Origin of the sequence: Algibacter lectus (assembly GCF_004368925.1) — a bacterium.
GTDB lineage: Bacteria > Bacteroidota > Bacteroidia > Flavobacteriales > Flavobacteriaceae > Algibacter > Algibacter lectus.
The window spans coordinates 22,882-37,152 of sequence record NZ_SORL01000014.1; the positions used below are offsets into that span (position 1 = coordinate 22,882).

A 14,271-nucleotide genomic window follows, 5' to 3' on the forward strand; every position below is an offset into this window, starting at 1 on the left:
AACAAATTTGTTTTTCCATGCAAACCATGGAACAGACTCAAATTTAAATAAACATATGGAAAACTATAACGTAAACGAAAAAGGCTATTACGGCGAATTTGGTGGTGCATTTATTCCAGAAATGCTTTACCCGAATGTGGAAGAGTTACGCCAAAACTATTTAAAAGTGATGGCCGAACCAGATTTCAAAAAGGAATTCGATCAACTTTTAAAAGATTATGTTGGTCGCCCATCACCTTTGTATTTTGCTAAACGTCTTTCTGAAAAATACAACACTAAAATTTATTTAAAGCGTGAAGATCTAAACCATACGGGCGCACACAAAATAAACAATACTATTGGCCAGATTTTAATGGCCAAACGTTTAGGTAAAACTCGAATTATTGCTGAAACAGGAGCTGGACAACACGGTGTTGCCACCGCTACTGTTTGTGCTTTAATGGGACTAGAATGTATTGTTTACATGGGTGAAATTGATATTGCGCGTCAAGCACCAAACGTAGCCAGAATGAAAATGTTAGGCGCTACTGTTGTGCCTGCTCTTTCTGGAAGTAGAACTTTAAAAGATGCTACAAACGAAGCCATTCGCGATTGGATTAACAACCCTGTGAACACACATTATATTATTGGATCGGCTATTGGGCCACATCCATACCCGGATATGGTTACCAGATTTCAATCGGTAATTTCCGAAGAAATAAAATGGCAACTAAAAGAACAAATTGGGAGAGAAAACCCAGATTATGTTGTGGCTTGTATTGGTGGCGGAAGTAATGCTGCCGGAACGTACTACCACTATTTACACGAACCGGATGTAAAAATTATTGCTGTTGAAGCGGCTGGTTTAGGTGTAGATTCTGGAGAAAGTGCCGCGACTTCTGTTTTAGGACACGAAGGTGTTATTCATGGTTGTAAAACCTTGTTAATGCAAACTAAAGACGGACAGATTACAGAGCCCTACTCTATTTCGGCTGGTTTAGATTATCCTGGTGTTGGCCCAATGCACGCACATTTATGCAAAACGGGACGTGCTGAATTTATGTCGATTACCGATGATCAAGCTATGACGGCTGGTTTGGATTTATGTAAACTAGAAGGTATTATTCCGGCTATTGAGAGTTCGCATGCGCTGGCTATTTTTGAAGAAAAAACCTTTAAACCAGACGACGTGGTTGTTGTGAGTCTTTCAGGACGTGGTGATAAGGATTTACAGAATTATATTGAATATTTTAAGATATAAGTTTCATTTTTTCATTTCCGCGAAGGCGGAAATCTCAAAGTAAAACCATGGACGTACATTACGTTTACATATTAACAAATAAGAACCATACAGTTTTGTATGTTGGGCGTACTAAACAATTAAAGGTTAGGCTAAATCAACATAAAAACAATAGTTCAAAATCCTTTACAGGAAAATATAATGTTGATAAATTAGTTTACTTTGAAACAACGAAATACGTAAACAACTCAATAAAAAGAGAGCGACAAATTAAGAAATGGAATAGAGCCTGGAAAATCAATTTAATAAATAGTTTAAACCCTGATTGGAAAGACCTTTCCGAATACATTTAAAAGATTCCCTCCTTCGAGAGAATACAAAATATTCTTACTATGAATAGAATAAATAAAAAATTACAAGAAGATAAAAAACTGCTATCTATATACTTTACAGCAGGCTACCCGAGTTTAACCGATACTGTTTCCATCATTGAAGATTTGGAAAAAAACGGTGTAGACATGATAGAAATCGGACTTCCGTTTAGTGACCCTTTGGCCGATGGCCCAACGATACAGGCAAGTTCGACGCAAGCACTGAAAAATGGTATGACTACCGAGGTCCTTTTCGATCAGTTAAAAGGTATTAGAAAAACGGTATCCATTCCATTAATAATTATGGGGTATTTTAACCCGATGTTACAATATGGTGTGGAAGCGTTTTGTAAAAAATGTCAGGAAATTGGTATCGATGGTTTAATAATTCCCGATTTACCTGTAGATGTTTATAACGATGAATACAAAGCGACTTTTGAGAAATACGGCCTGATAAACGTATTTTTAATTACGCCGCAAACCTCTGTGGAGCGTATTAATTTTATCGATTCGATCTCGAATGGCTTTATTTATATGGTAAGTAGTGCTAGTGTTACAGGAAGTAGTTCTGGGTTTGGAGACGAGCAAATGAGCTATTTTGAGCGTATTGCAAAAATGGAACTAAAAAACCCACAAGTTATTGGTTTTGGAATTTCGGATAATGAAACCTTTACACAAGCTACCGAACATTCTAAAGGCGCCATTATTGGTAGTGCTTTTATAAAGCACATTACGGAAAACGGTGTTAACAAAACGGAGGTATTTGTGAAATCGATACTCGGTTAAAATGAAAATGCTTAACGATTGGAAACTTGTTTTACTAATTTGTTTAACTTTAGGTTTAGCTCCTTTTTTCCCTGAGCCTCATATTCTAGGTAAACTCAAATGGATACTAGGTGGAGCAACAGGAATGAAACTTAAAGATTGGTTTGATGTTTGTTTACACGGGTTTCCTTTTGTGCTATTAATACGAATTGTGCTCTTAAAAATGTTTTCAAAAGAGTAAAAAATAAAGAACAAATATCGTTAGTGAATTAATAAAATTTATTCTTGCCTAAAAATAAGATAACATGAGTAAAACAGAAAAAATTGTAATTATTGGTGCTGGTTTCGCAGGACTGAGACTTGCACAAGATTTAATAAATCACCCAAATTACGAGGTGTATTTAATTGACAAGCAAAATTACCACCAATTTCAACCACTTATGTATCAAGTAGCGACAGCTAGGCTTGAACCTGCGAGTATTTCCTTTCCGTTACGAAAGGTTTTTCAAAAAGCAAAAAACGTAAGAATTAGGATTACAGAAGTCGCAGAAATTAATTTCGAAAACCAGTTTGTTAATACACCTATTGGTGATTTTGATTACGACCATCTGGTTATTTCTATTGGTTGTACAACCAATTATTTTGGGAACGAAAACCTAAAGAATTTCGCTTACCCAATGAAAACTATTCCTGAGGCTATACAACTTAGAAATAGAATTCTGCAAACTTTTGAAAACGCGCTTAACACCAGCGAACCCGAAAAACTGCAAACTTTATTAAATTTTGTTATTGTTGGTGGTGGCCCAACTGGTGTAGAATTAGCGGGTGCTTTAGCAGAAATGAAACAACACATTTTACCTAAAGATTACCCTGATAAAGATTTCTCTAAACTTAAAATATTTTTATTAGAAGGCAGTCCGAACACACTGAGTCCGATGAGTGAAGGCTCTCAGAAAATGTCTCAAAAGTATTTAGAAGAGCTTGGTGTTTCTGTTGTTACAAACACCTTTGTTAAAGATTATGATGGCACCATTGTTACCCTAAATACAGGAAAAACAATAAACTCTAAAAATGTAATTTGGGCAGCAGGTGTAACCGGAAATGCTATTAAAGGTTTCCCTGAAACTTGTATAACTCGTGGCAATCGACTTATTGTTAATCGACAAAACGAAGTTACTGGTTTAAAACATGTTTACGCCTTAGGCGATATTGCATACATGGAAACCCCTAATTTTCCGAAAGGCCATGCACAAGTGGCTAGTGTAGCTTTGCAACAAGCTTCGCTTTTGGCTGAAAACTTAAGTAGAAAAGTTAAAAACAAACCATTAAAAGATTACGAGTATACCGATAAAGGTTCCATGGCAACTATTGGCAAACGCAAAGCCGTTGTAGATTTGCCTAAATTTAGTTTCCAAGGGCGTTTAGCTTGGTTTACCTGGATGTTTATTCACTTAATGCTTATTTTGAGTATTAAAAATAAACTTCTGATTTTCATGAATTGGATGATTAGTTATTTCAACAACGACAGTACGTTACGAATTATAATGAAGCCTGTTGCCACAAAAGTTAAAACCACAAAAGAATAATGCCTTTAAACATCGTTTTAGTTGAACCAGAAATACCGAATAACACGGGAAACATAGGCCGTTTAGCTTTAGGTTCGGGCTCACACCTACATCTAGTAAAACCTTTTGGTTTTGAAATATCGGATGCGCGATTAAAACGTGCCGGACTCGATTATTGGAAACACCTTTCTATTACGTATTACGATAATATTGATGAATTCTTCAAAATAAATCATGATAAAAAAATGGCCTTCATGTCTAGCCATGGTAAAAAAAAACATTGGGATATTCCTTTCAAGGACGATTTATTTCTAGTTTTCGGAAAAGAATCGGTTGGTCTTCCTAAATGGATTAATGAAACCTACGCAAATCAACTTTATAAAATTCCGCTGTACAGCGAACACATCCGCAGCTTGAATTTAGCAAATGCCGTTAGTATTACAGTTTACGAAGGTTTGAGTCAGTTAAGGCTAAAATAAAAAGAGTATTAAAATATACAAAAAAATATTTTCTTAAACCATTAAACTATTTTTTAAAAAAAGTGTCTAAACATGAAGTTTAACTAAAAAACTAATATAAAATGACATCAAAAAATTTAAAATTCGGTTTAGCTGTTATGGCATTATGTGCTGTTACTATTACTAATGCACAAGACAAAAAGAAACCAGATCCTGAGAAAATGTTTGCTTCTTATGATACTGATGAAGATAAACTTATAACTTTAGATGAGTTTAAAGCAAAAAAGCGCAAGAAAGAAATGGAAGCTGAAGTTTTAGAAAAACGTTTTGCTAAAATGGATGCTGACAGTAATGGCTCTGTAACTTTCGAGGAGTTTAAAGCTGGAATGGCAAAAGGAAAAGGCAAAGGAAATAATAAGAAAAACTAACAAGCTAAACAATATTAGCTTACATTTTATAGTGAAAAGACAGCCAAATGCGCTGTCTTTTTTTTTGTGAATTAATTATATTAAGCTACATTTTTATTACTAATAAATAATCGTATTTTTACAGCTAATAAAACCAAATCATTAATGGGTAAAATCATCGCAATTGCTAACCAAAAAGGAGGCGTTGGAAAAACAACCACGTCGGTAAATCTTGCCGCATCCTTAGGTGTATTAGAAAAAAAAGTATTACTTATAGATGCTGACCCTCAAGCAAATGCAAGTTCTGGAATAGGTATAGATGTAGAAACTGTAGAAATTGGAACCTACCAACTTTTAGAGCATTCTAACACCGCAAGAGAAGCCATCATGAAAACTGATTCGCCAAATCTTGACATTATACCTGCTCATATCGACTTAGTTGCTATAGAAATTGAACTTGTAGACAAAGAATCGCGTGAATACATGCTTAAAAAATCGTTAAAAGAAATCAAAGACGATTACGATTACATATTAATAGATTGCGCGCCATCACTAGGGTTATTAACCTTAAATGCTTTAACAGCCGCTGATTCCGTAATCATCCCAATTCAATGTGAATACTTTGCATTAGAAGGTTTAGGGAAGTTATTAAACACTATAAAAAGTGTTCAAAAAATACACAATCCAGAATTAGACATTGAGGGCTTATTGCTTACCATGTACGATTCCCGTTTACGCCTATCTAACCAAGTGGTGGAAGAGGTACAAAAACATTTTAACGATATGGTTTTTAAAACCATTATACAACGTAATGTTCGTTTAAGCGAAGCACCAAGTTACGGCGAAAGCATTATTAATTATGATGCTGGTAGTAAAGGCGCAACCAATTACTTGAGTTTAGCAAGAGAAGTTATCACTAAAAATGCTTAATTATGGCGAAGGCAACAAAAAAACAAGCTTTAGGTAGAGGCTTATCAGCACTTTTAAACGACCCAAGTAACGATATCCAATCTGCCGAAGATAAAAATGCAGATAAAGTTATTGGGAACATTGTTGATTTAGATATCGATTTTATTGAAGTTAATCCATTTCAACCCCGAACTAATTTTAGTGAAGAAAGCTTACGCGAGTTAGCGTCTTCTATAAAAGAGTTGGGTATTATCCAACCTATAACTGTTAGAAAATTAGGTTTAAATAAATATCAACTCGTTTCGGGAGAGCGTCGTTATAGAGCGTCTAAATTACTAGGTTTAGAAACTATTACGGCTTACGTTAGAATTGCAAACGACCAAGAATCGTTAGAAATGGCCTTGGTTGAAAACATTCAACGTCAAGATTTAGACCCTATTGAAATTGCACTTTCATACCAACGTTTAATAGACGAAATAAACCTAACACAAGAGCAAATGAGCGAGCGTGTTGGAAAAAAACGTTCTACTATTGCCAATTATTTACGTTTATTAAAGTTAGACCCAATTATCCAAACAGGTATGCGCGACGGCTTTATTTCTATGGGACATGGCCGTGCTTTAATTACTATCGAAGACCAATCGATTCAATTAGATATTTACGAAAAAATCTTATCAAACAAATTATCGGTTAGAGACACCGAAGTATTAGTTCGTAATTATAACAACGACGAAACTGTTGCTGCTCCTGCAAAAAAGGAAGCCAATACAGCTATGCCAAATTTTGTTAAAACTGGCATAAGCTCGTTCTCGGAATACTTTGGACATAAAATTGACGTTAAAGTCTCTAAAAACGGAAAAGGAAAAATTACAATTCCATTTCATTCCGAAGAAGATTTTAACCGTATTAAAAAATTAGTCGAAGGTGATTCAAAATAAATTTCTAATAACAAGTTTTTGCGCTTTTCTATGTTGCTTTTCTTTATTTGCTCAAGATAAGGCTCCTCAGGAAGAACCTCTTCCGAAGGAAAAAACAAAAGAACTGCCAAAAGAATTTGTAATAGATTCTACACTACAAATAACAGAAGCTTACGATCCGTTAAGACCTGCAAAAGCTGCGTTTTACTCAGCAATTTTACCAGGTTTAGGGCAAGCTTACAACAAAAAATATTGGAAAATCCCTATTGTATACGCTGCATTAGGAACAGGAGTTTATTTTTACATAAACAACAGTAATGAATACACAAGGTATCGCGATGCCTATAAAAGTCGTTTAGCCGGATTTGAAACCGATGAGTTTTATTTCGATTCCTCTGGAACAAAACTTGACGAACCACGCGTAAGTACAGAGAGATTAGAAACAGCACAAGAATTTTATCGAAAAAATAAAGAAATTTCACTTCTTGTAACTATTGGCCTGTACGCTTTGAATATAATAGAAGCCAATGTGGATGCCCATTTACTACAGTATAATGTAGATGAGAATTTATCTTTGGCACCACACTACCAATTTAATGAGGTTGATGCAACTAGCAACCTTGGACTAACTTTAAATTTTAAATTTTAATATGAACATTGCTTTACTCGGATACGGGAGAATGGGTCAAACCATAGAACAAATAGCCATTAAACGCGGCCACAATATTGTTTTAAAGGTTGATAAAGATGATACAGATTACGATATTACTAAAGCCGATGTTGCCATAGATTTCAGTATTCCAAACGTAGCTTTCAACAATATTTCAAACTGTTTAAACAACAACATTCCTGTTATTTCGGGAACAACAGGTTGGTTAGATAATTATGATAATGCTGTAGCGTTGTGCGAAGAGAAAAAAGGCGCTTTTATTTATGCTTCAAACTTTAGTTTAGGTGTAAATATTTTTTTCGAATTAAATAAAACACTAGCTAAAATGATGAGCACCTTAGAGCAATACAATGTCTCTATGGAAGAAATTCATCACACAAAAAAGTTAGATGCACCAAGTGGCACTGCCATTACTTTAGCAGAAGGTATTATAAACAACAATCCACATTATGATGGTTGGATGCTTGACGATAAAGCTGATAAAAAATTACCTATAGTTGCTAAACGTATAGAAGATGTTCCAGGTACGCACACAGTAACTTACCAAAGTGAAGTAGATACCATTACTATAGATCACGTGGCACATAACAGACAAGGTTTTGCTTTAGGAGCCGTAATTGCATCGGAATGGATTGTTGGAAAAACAGGTGTTTTCACAATGAACGATGTGTTAAACATTGGTTAAAAAAATAAATTAATGTAACGCTACATCTCATTTAGCTACTTACATCAATAAATAAAATATTTAGGATTATGACGTTAATGCAATGGTTTATATTCATTTTAATAATTCAGGTTATTCATGGATTAGGTACCTGGAAATTATATATTAAAGCCGGTCGCCAAGCCTGGGAAGCATTTATTCCTGTTTACAACGGCGTAGTTTTAATGAAAATAATTAACCGCCCAATTTGGTGGGTTATTCTTCTTTTTCTTCCTATAGTAAACATGATTATGTTTCCTGTAGTTTGGGTAGAAACTGCTAGAAGCTTTGGAAAAAACAAACCTTTAGATACTGCTTTAGCCATTCTTACATTAGGGTTTTACAACTATTACCTCAATTACGCTGCCAATGTAACTTATATTGAAAATCGTGATTTACAACCAAAATCTTCTTCTGGAGATTGGGTAAGCTCTATTTTATTTGCCATTGTTGCTGCCACTATTGTACACACCTATTTTATTCAACCATTTACGATTCCGTCTTCTTCTTTAGAAAAATCTTTATTAGTAGGCGATTTTCTGTTTGTAAGTAAATTTCATTATGGTGCTAGAATACCAATGACAACTGTTGGAGCACCAATGGTACATGATACTATTCCTGGTTTAAAAAAGAAATCATATTTATTCAACGATAATTTCGAAGAACGTAAAACATCATTAGTCAATAAACTACAACTTCCGTACTTACGTTTTCCTGGTTTCGAAAACATAGAACGTAATGATATTGTTGTATTCAATCAGCCAGCAGATACATTGCTGGACATGAACGATTTTCAACCAGACAGAAACTATTACAAACCTATAGACAAAAAGACCAACCTTGTAAAACGTTGTGTTGGTATTGCAGGAGATAGCTTAGAAGTTCGTGATGGTTTTGTTTATATTAACGGAAAGAAAAACGAATTGCCAGATCGTGCACATTTACAATTTAGTTATTTGGTGCAACCAAAAACCAATCAATTTAATCCTGCATATTTAAAAGAACGTTATGATATTACTGATGGTTTTGGTATTATTAATAACAACAATACCTACTATTTTTCAGCGATTTCCGATGAAGCTTTATCACAGTTTAAAAACCATCCAAACGTTGCAAGCATAACGCCTAACAAGAAAGAAAAAGGCGTTCGTGATGCTAACATTTTTCCTCATGATCCAAATTATGATTGGAATGTAGATTTCTTCGGACCATTATACATTCCTGAAGAAGGAAAAACAATAGATATCAACTTAGATGTTTTACCACTTTACAAACGCGTAATTAGCGAGTATGAAGGCAATGATGTAACCGTAAGAGGTAACCAAATTTTAATAAACGGAGAAGTTGCAACAACATACACTTTTAAACAAAATTATTATTGGATGATGGGTGATAACCGCCATAACTCTATCGATGCGAGAGCATGGGGTTTTGTACCGTTTGATCACGTTGTTGGTAAACCTGTATTTATATGGATGAGTTGGGATGGATCTAGCCCACGATGGGAACGTTTCTTTACAACCGTAAGCGGTTCTGGAAAAGCAACATCTTTTTTAATTCCATTTTTAATTCTGTTAGCAGGATATTTTGGATTCAAAAAATGGAAAGAAAGAAAAGCGGCCAATAGCTAATTATTGACTTAAATTTTATGGATAACACACTACTAGAAAGTCTACTTAAAGCCTTAGAGTTTTCGCCAGAAAACATAGAATTGCGATTTCAAATTGCAAAGCTATATTCTGATGCTTTAAATTATGAAGAAGCAGAGAAGCATCTATTATTTATTTTAGATAAACAGCCTACAGAAGCTCATAAATTTCTATTAGCAGAATGTTATTTTAAACAGAAAAAATATAATTTAACAGAGGTTATCCTCGAAGAACTTATTGAAAACAATGAAGCGACTACTTATTTAGAACTTCAATGTTTTTGCTATATAGACCAAGACCAAAAGGAAGATGCTCTTGCTACCTACCAACGTATTCTAGAAATTGACAAATCGTTTAGAAATGACGAATTTGAAAATTTATTTAGAATTCCGGTTGAAGATTTTGATGATGATTTTATAGATGAAGATGGCATATCTTTTCTAAGAAAACCAGACATTAATTTCAAAAATGTTGGTGGTATGGAAAAAGTAAAAGAGGAAATTGATTTAAAAATCATTAAGCCGCTTTTACATAAAGATTTATATAAAGCTTACGGTAAAAAAATTGGCGGAGGTATTTTACTTTATGGACCTCCAGGATGTGGTAAAACCCATATTGCACGTGCTACGGCAGGTGAAATTAATGCCAACTTTATAAATATTGGCATTAACGACATTTTAGATATGTGGATGGGAAGCTCTGAGAAGAACTTACACGAAATATTTGAAACCGCTAGAGCAAACACACCTTGCGTTATTTTTATAGATGAAATTGATGCCTTGGGTGCCAATAGAAATGATATTAATAAAACCGCAGGAAGAACTGTTATCAATCAATTTTTATCAGAACTTGATGGCATTGATTCTGATAACGATGGTATTTTAGTATTAGGCGCCACAAACGCACCTTGGTATATAGACCCAGCTTTTAGACGTCCTGGGCGTTTTGATCGTATTATTTTTGTAGCACCACCAGATGAAATTGCTAGAGAGGAAATATTCAAAATTGAACTAAAAGAGAAACCTACAGACAATATTAAGTTTCAAGATTTAGCTAAAAAAAGTAAAGAATTTTCGGGAGCAGATATTAAAGCAAGTGTAGATATTGCCATAGAGCAAAAACTACTCGAATCTTTTAAAGATGGCATTCCTAAACCATTAACTACTAAAGATATTTTAAAAGCCTTTGGTAAAATGAAAGCTTCTACCAGAGAATGGTTTAATTCGGCAAAAAACTACGCTTTATACTCAAACGATTCTGGTTTATATGATGATATTTTAGTCTACCTAAAAATTAAAAAATAATGGATAGCCCAAATCTAGAACGCGGCATTCAGCTTTTTCAAATTGGTAGATATCAAGATGCTATCCCCTATTTTCAAACGGCTTTAACCGAAGATGTCAATAATAGTAATGCTAAATATTTTTTGGCACAATGCCTATTCCTTACTAAAGATTTAGATAAAGCGCTAAACTTGGCACTTGATCTTCGTGCGGAATTACCTAATTGGGCTAATGTTTACTTTTTACTGTCTCAAATATATTTACATCAAGATGATGTAAAAGAAGCGGAAATAAACATCGATAAGTCTCTGGAATTAGATCCATACGATGATACCGCTTTTGGACAAAAAGCATACATTGAAATTACAAAAAAGAAGTTTGAAGCGGCTTTAAATTTTGCCAACGAAGGGTTGCGAATTAATCCAAAAAGTAATTTCTGCCAAAATGCACGAACCACAGCATTAACAAAATTAAATAGAAAAGAAGAAGCAAAATCTTCTATTGAAAACTTACTAGAAGACGATCCTGAAGACGCTCACTCGCACGCTAACGTGGGCTGGAGTTATTTGGAGCACAACGATACTAAAAAAGCATTAACTCATTTTAAAGAAGCCTTATCACTAAACCCAAATTTAGATTACGCTAGATCGGGAATGGTAACCGCTATAAAATCTAAAAACAGAGTTTACAACCTCTATTTGCGTTACTCCTTTTGGATGAACAAGCAATCGGGAAAAAACCAATGGATTTTTATTATCGGTATTTATATTGCTTATAAAATTTCAGCAAAGCTCATTGCAGCGTCGGGTTATACTTTTTTATTAATCCCGCTAATTATTGCATATCTATTATTTGCTCTAGGCAGTTGGATTATGGAACCGCTTTCTAATATGCTACTTATTCTCGATAAATACGGCAAGTATTTATTAGACAAAAAAGAAAAACTAAGTGGTCAAATATTTTTCGCTCTACTTGTTGGAGCATTACTTATGTTTTTGGGTAATGTTTTAACAAAAAACGATTATTTCACCATGCTAAGCCTAACGTGTTTAGCCGCTATTTTACCGCTAACCCGTGGTGTTTTGGCAAATACCGAAAAATCTAAAATAATCAACTTAGTTTACGGCGGTATTATGCTATTCGTAGCCATTGTATTGTCGCTTACAGGTGGCTCTATTGCTCATATTGGCATTACGGTTGGTATTATGTTTATTGCGTATACTTGGCTAAGCAACTTTTTTACTAAATAATGAAAACTCTAATTCATCCCACATATTTCCCGAGTATTGCTCATTTTGTAGCTATTGCAAATACAGATGAATTGGTATTTGAAACCGATGATAATTTTTTAAAGCAAACCTATAGAAACCGCGCTTACGTATACGGTGCCAATGGTAAACTTACTTTAAATATACCCGTGATACACTCGCAAAAAAACAGGCAAAAGTATCGTGATGTTAAAATATTTAATGAAGAAAAATGGCAGAGCTTACATTGGAAATCTTTACTTTCAGCTTACAGAACATCTCCTTTTTTTGAGTATTATGAAGATGAGCTTCAACCTTTATTTGAAATGAAAACTGATTTTATTTTAGATTTTAATTTGAAGTGTTTTGAAACTATTACCGAGTGTTTACAATTAGACGTCCACACATCAAAAACTGAAATCTACCAAGAAACTCCAACAGATACTAATGATTTTCGATTTTTAGTACACGCAAAAAAAGAACAGCCACAAAACTTTGAAAGCTATACACAGGTTTTTAACAACAAGCATGGGTTTATTCCCAATTTAAGTATTCTAGACTTACTTTTTAACGAAGGCCCAAATGCACTAAATTATTTAGAATCTCAAACCATTATTACGCCCTAATGTTACAGTCTATCGCACATTACGGTTGTCATTTTCTATTGCCTTTGGCTGTGGCGCTTATTTGGTTTAAACCGAATTGGAAAGTTGCGTATTTAATAATGATTGCAGGAATGCTAATAGATTTAGATCACTTGCTAGCCGATCCTATTTTCGATCCAAATAGGTGTAGTGTTAACTTCCATCCCTTACATACGTATTATGCTTTGGCATTTTATATCGCTTTACTTTTCTTAAAAAAAACACGTTTAATTGGCTTAGGCTTAGTAATACATATTATTGCCGATACGGTAGACTGCTCTTTTATGTAAAAGATTACTTATTCTTAAAACTCTAACACCCGAATTTTAGGCCTAATAAACAAAACTTACTCATTTTCTAAACTAAGTGTTGTACTTATTGGATAATGATCAGAGAAGTGCTCACTGTAGCTTTTATAGCCATTAATAGCAAAAGCTTCATCGGTTAAAATAAAATCTATACGCATTGGTATAAACTGAAATTCATGTGTGCGCCCAAAACCATTACCGGCTTCCTTAAAAGAATCGTTAAGATCTCCCTTTATTTTTCTATACACATAAGAAAAGGCGGTGTTATTAAAATCGCCACAAATAATCATTTTGTATTTACACTTATTTTTGTGCTCCAAAAACAATTCAGTTTGGTTTTGTTGTTTTTTAAAAGCAGAACCTATACGTTGTAAAAGACGTTCGGAATTCTCTTTTTTTAAACTCTCTATTTTAGTATCGATACGAAGAGATTCCAAATGAATATTATAGACTCTAATAGTATCTTTTCCTTTTACAACATCGGCAAATATGGCGTTGTTTGCTGTTTTAGGAAACTCCACAGATCCGGAATTTATAATTGGAAAATTAGAGAAAATTGCTTGTCCGTATTTTATTTTTTTACCCGATAGTTTTTCGAACTTATATTTAAAACTAGACAGGTTAATATTCTCGTGCGGATGATATTCTTGAATGCTTAATATATCGGGTGCTTCTGCTTTTATAAAATCTACAATTTTCACTTCTACTTGGTCTTCTGGAATCCATTTATAAAGATTAAACAAACGAACATTATAGTTCATGACTTTAAAATTTTGATCGGATTCTATTTTTTTAGATGGTGAAAACTTGTATAAAGATCCAAAAGTTAAATACGCAAAAAGCAAAACTACTAAAGATGTTAATAGTTGCTTTTTTAACTTTACCAACCAATAAACTACAAAGAGTGCATTAATAATAATTAAAAAAGATACGCCTAAATTTATTACGGATAGGAATGAAAATGTTTTTGGTGGTAAATAAGGAAAAACCATTGACAGCAATAATAACATCGCCACAATACTGTTGACGATATATATTATTTTATTAATGAAACTTAGGTTTTTCATTTTTGCTTTATTTGACTTCTATAGATACTCACTTTTTAATTAAATTAACTTTGCCCTTAGCAGATTTACCCGCGTTAGGGATTGAACGG

General features: G+C 33.9%; 17 protein-coding genes. 16 read left to right on the plus strand and 1 reads right to left on the minus strand.

All coding sequences use genetic code 11. The annotated features are described in order from the left end of the window. The first annotated feature begins 55 nt into the window (after positions 1 to 55). The 16 genes from trpB (at position 56) to DFQ06_RS18265 (ending at position 13,097) form a co-directional block, all read left to right on the plus strand. Complete coding sequence (trpB, locus tag DFQ06_RS19645; protein ID WP_042505790.1) at positions 56 to 1,240, plus strand: tryptophan synthase subunit beta; 1,185 nt, start codon at positions 56 to 58, stop codon at positions 1,238 to 1,240. A gap of 47 nt (positions 1,241 to 1,287) precedes the next feature. Then, positions 1,288 to 1,572: a GIY-YIG nuclease family protein gene (locus tag DFQ06_RS18195; RefSeq protein ID WP_042501141.1), complete on the plus strand. Its 285-nt coding sequence runs from the start codon at positions 1,288 to 1,290 to the stop codon at positions 1,570 to 1,572. Between the two features lie 39 nt (positions 1,573 to 1,611). Continuing rightward, the gene (gene trpA / locus DFQ06_RS18200) at positions 1,612 to 2,376 is read left to right on the plus strand and encodes a tryptophan synthase subunit alpha (RefSeq protein ID WP_042505762.1); all 765 of its coding nucleotides are present in this window, start codon (positions 1,612 to 1,614) and stop codon (positions 2,374 to 2,376) included. A 1-nt stretch (position 2,377) separates the two neighbouring features. Continuing rightward, complete coding sequence (locus tag DFQ06_RS18205) at positions 2,378 to 2,596, plus strand: hypothetical protein (protein WP_042505760.1); 219 nt, start codon at positions 2,378 to 2,380, stop codon at positions 2,594 to 2,596. A gap of 64 nt (positions 2,597 to 2,660) precedes the next feature. Continuing rightward, positions 2,661 to 3,941 (plus strand): NAD(P)/FAD-dependent oxidoreductase, encoded by a 1,281-nt coding sequence (locus DFQ06_RS18210; RefSeq protein WP_042505758.1) that lies wholly within the window; start codon positions 2,661 to 2,663, stop codon positions 3,939 to 3,941. After that, on the plus strand, positions 3,941 to 4,399 hold the full coding sequence (locus DFQ06_RS18215) for a tRNA (cytidine(34)-2'-O)-methyltransferase (RefSeq protein WP_042505756.1): 459 nt from the start codon (positions 3,941 to 3,943) through the stop codon (positions 4,397 to 4,399). The genes DFQ06_RS18210 and DFQ06_RS18215 overlap by 1 nt, the downstream gene beginning before the upstream one ends. Before the next feature lie 101 nt (positions 4,400 to 4,500). Further along, positions 4,501 to 4,806, plus strand: coding sequence for an EF-hand domain-containing protein (locus DFQ06_RS18220; RefSeq protein WP_042501129.1), 306 nt, complete (start codon positions 4,501 to 4,503; stop codon positions 4,804 to 4,806). Between the two features lie 144 nt (positions 4,807 to 4,950). Further along, positions 4,951 to 5,715, plus strand: a complete 765-nt coding sequence (locus tag DFQ06_RS18225) for a ParA family protein (RefSeq protein WP_133969273.1) — start codon at positions 4,951 to 4,953, stop codon at positions 5,713 to 5,715. Between the two features lie 2 nt (positions 5,716 to 5,717). Continuing rightward, positions 5,718 to 6,632 (plus strand): ParB/RepB/Spo0J family partition protein, encoded by a 915-nt coding sequence (locus DFQ06_RS18230; RefSeq protein ID WP_042505754.1) that lies wholly within the window; start codon positions 5,718 to 5,720, stop codon positions 6,630 to 6,632. Beyond that, complete coding sequence (locus tag DFQ06_RS18235; protein WP_074939755.1) at positions 6,622 to 7,260, plus strand: DUF5683 domain-containing protein; 639 nt, start codon at positions 6,622 to 6,624, stop codon at positions 7,258 to 7,260. Before DFQ06_RS18230 ends, DFQ06_RS18235 begins: the two co-directional genes overlap by 11 nt. 1 nt (position 7,261) lies before the next feature. Then, positions 7,262 to 7,966 carry a 4-hydroxy-tetrahydrodipicolinate reductase gene (gene dapB / locus DFQ06_RS18240; RefSeq protein ID WP_074939692.1) on the plus strand — a complete coding sequence of 235 codons (705 nt, stop codon included), beginning with the start codon at positions 7,262 to 7,264 and terminating at the stop codon, positions 7,964 to 7,966. A gap of 68 nt (positions 7,967 to 8,034) precedes the next feature. Beyond that, the gene (lepB, locus tag DFQ06_RS18245; protein WP_074939690.1) at positions 8,035 to 9,615 is read left to right on the plus strand and encodes a signal peptidase I; all 1,581 of its coding nucleotides are present in this window, start codon (positions 8,035 to 8,037) and stop codon (positions 9,613 to 9,615) included. A 17-nt stretch (positions 9,616 to 9,632) separates the two neighbouring features. Further along, positions 9,633 to 10,937, plus strand: a complete 1,305-nt coding sequence (locus DFQ06_RS18250) for an ATP-binding protein (RefSeq protein ID WP_133969275.1) — start codon at positions 9,633 to 9,635, stop codon at positions 10,935 to 10,937. Beyond that, positions 10,937 to 12,166 carry a tetratricopeptide repeat protein gene (locus tag DFQ06_RS18255; protein ID WP_133969277.1) on the plus strand — a complete coding sequence of 410 codons (1,230 nt, stop codon included), beginning with the start codon at positions 10,937 to 10,939 and terminating at the stop codon, positions 12,164 to 12,166. The genes DFQ06_RS18250 and DFQ06_RS18255 overlap by 1 nt, the downstream gene beginning before the upstream one ends. Beyond that, positions 12,166 to 12,789, plus strand: coding sequence for a WbqC family protein (locus DFQ06_RS18260; RefSeq protein WP_133969280.1), 624 nt, complete (start codon positions 12,166 to 12,168; stop codon positions 12,787 to 12,789). The genes DFQ06_RS18255 and DFQ06_RS18260 overlap by 1 nt, the downstream gene beginning before the upstream one ends. Further along, the gene (locus DFQ06_RS18265; protein ID WP_133969282.1) at positions 12,789 to 13,097 is read left to right on the plus strand and encodes a DUF6122 family protein; all 309 of its coding nucleotides are present in this window, start codon (positions 12,789 to 12,791) and stop codon (positions 13,095 to 13,097) included. The genes DFQ06_RS18260 and DFQ06_RS18265 overlap by 1 nt, the downstream gene beginning before the upstream one ends. A 56-nt stretch (positions 13,098 to 13,153) precedes the next feature. Here DFQ06_RS18265 and DFQ06_RS18270 read toward each other — a convergent pair whose 3' ends face one another. Continuing rightward, positions 13,154 to 14,182 carry an endonuclease/exonuclease/phosphatase family protein gene (locus DFQ06_RS18270; RefSeq protein WP_074939685.1) on the minus strand — a complete coding sequence of 343 codons (1,029 nt, stop codon included), beginning with the start codon at positions 14,180 to 14,182 and terminating at the stop codon, positions 13,154 to 13,156. Positions 14,183 to 14,271 lie beyond the last annotated feature (89 nt).

What these genes read in the sequence shown, in the direction of transcription:
- trpB (WP_042505790.1), top strand. Translation starts at nt 56, where the DNA reads ATGGAAAACTATAACGTAAACGAAAAAGGCTATTACGGCGAATTTGGT.
- DFQ06_RS18195 (WP_042501141.1), top strand. Translation starts at nt 1,288, where the DNA reads ATGGACGTACATTACGTTTACATATTAACAAATAAGAACCATACAGTT.
- trpA (WP_042505762.1), top strand. Translation starts at nt 1,612, where the DNA reads ATGAATAGAATAAATAAAAAATTACAAGAAGATAAAAAACTGCTATCT.
- DFQ06_RS18205 (WP_042505760.1), top strand. Translation starts at nt 2,378, where the DNA reads ATGAAAATGCTTAACGATTGGAAACTTGTTTTACTAATTTGTTTAACT.
- DFQ06_RS18210 (WP_042505758.1), top strand. Translation starts at nt 2,661, where the DNA reads ATGAGTAAAACAGAAAAAATTGTAATTATTGGTGCTGGTTTCGCAGGA.
- DFQ06_RS18215 (WP_042505756.1), top strand. Translation starts at nt 3,941, where the DNA reads ATGCCTTTAAACATCGTTTTAGTTGAACCAGAAATACCGAATAACACG.
- DFQ06_RS18220 (WP_042501129.1), top strand. Translation starts at nt 4,501, where the DNA reads ATGACATCAAAAAATTTAAAATTCGGTTTAGCTGTTATGGCATTATGT.
- DFQ06_RS18225 (WP_133969273.1), top strand. Translation starts at nt 4,951, where the DNA reads ATGGGTAAAATCATCGCAATTGCTAACCAAAAAGGAGGCGTTGGAAAA.
- DFQ06_RS18230 (WP_042505754.1), top strand. Translation starts at nt 5,718, where the DNA reads ATGGCGAAGGCAACAAAAAAACAAGCTTTAGGTAGAGGCTTATCAGCA.
- dapB (WP_074939692.1), top strand. Translation starts at nt 7,262, where the DNA reads ATGAACATTGCTTTACTCGGATACGGGAGAATGGGTCAAACCATAGAA.
- lepB (WP_074939690.1), top strand. Translation starts at nt 8,035, where the DNA reads ATGACGTTAATGCAATGGTTTATATTCATTTTAATAATTCAGGTTATT.
- DFQ06_RS18250 (WP_133969275.1), top strand. Translation starts at nt 9,633, where the DNA reads ATGGATAACACACTACTAGAAAGTCTACTTAAAGCCTTAGAGTTTTCG.
- DFQ06_RS18255 (WP_133969277.1), top strand. Translation starts at nt 10,937, where the DNA reads ATGGATAGCCCAAATCTAGAACGCGGCATTCAGCTTTTTCAAATTGGT.
- DFQ06_RS18260 (WP_133969280.1), top strand. Translation starts at nt 12,166, where the DNA reads ATGAAAACTCTAATTCATCCCACATATTTCCCGAGTATTGCTCATTTT.
- DFQ06_RS18265 (WP_133969282.1), top strand. Translation starts at nt 12,789, where the DNA reads ATGTTACAGTCTATCGCACATTACGGTTGTCATTTTCTATTGCCTTTG.
- DFQ06_RS18270 (WP_074939685.1), bottom strand. Translation starts at nt 14,182, where the DNA reads ATGAAAAACCTAAGTTTCATTAATAAAATAATATATATCGTCAACAGT.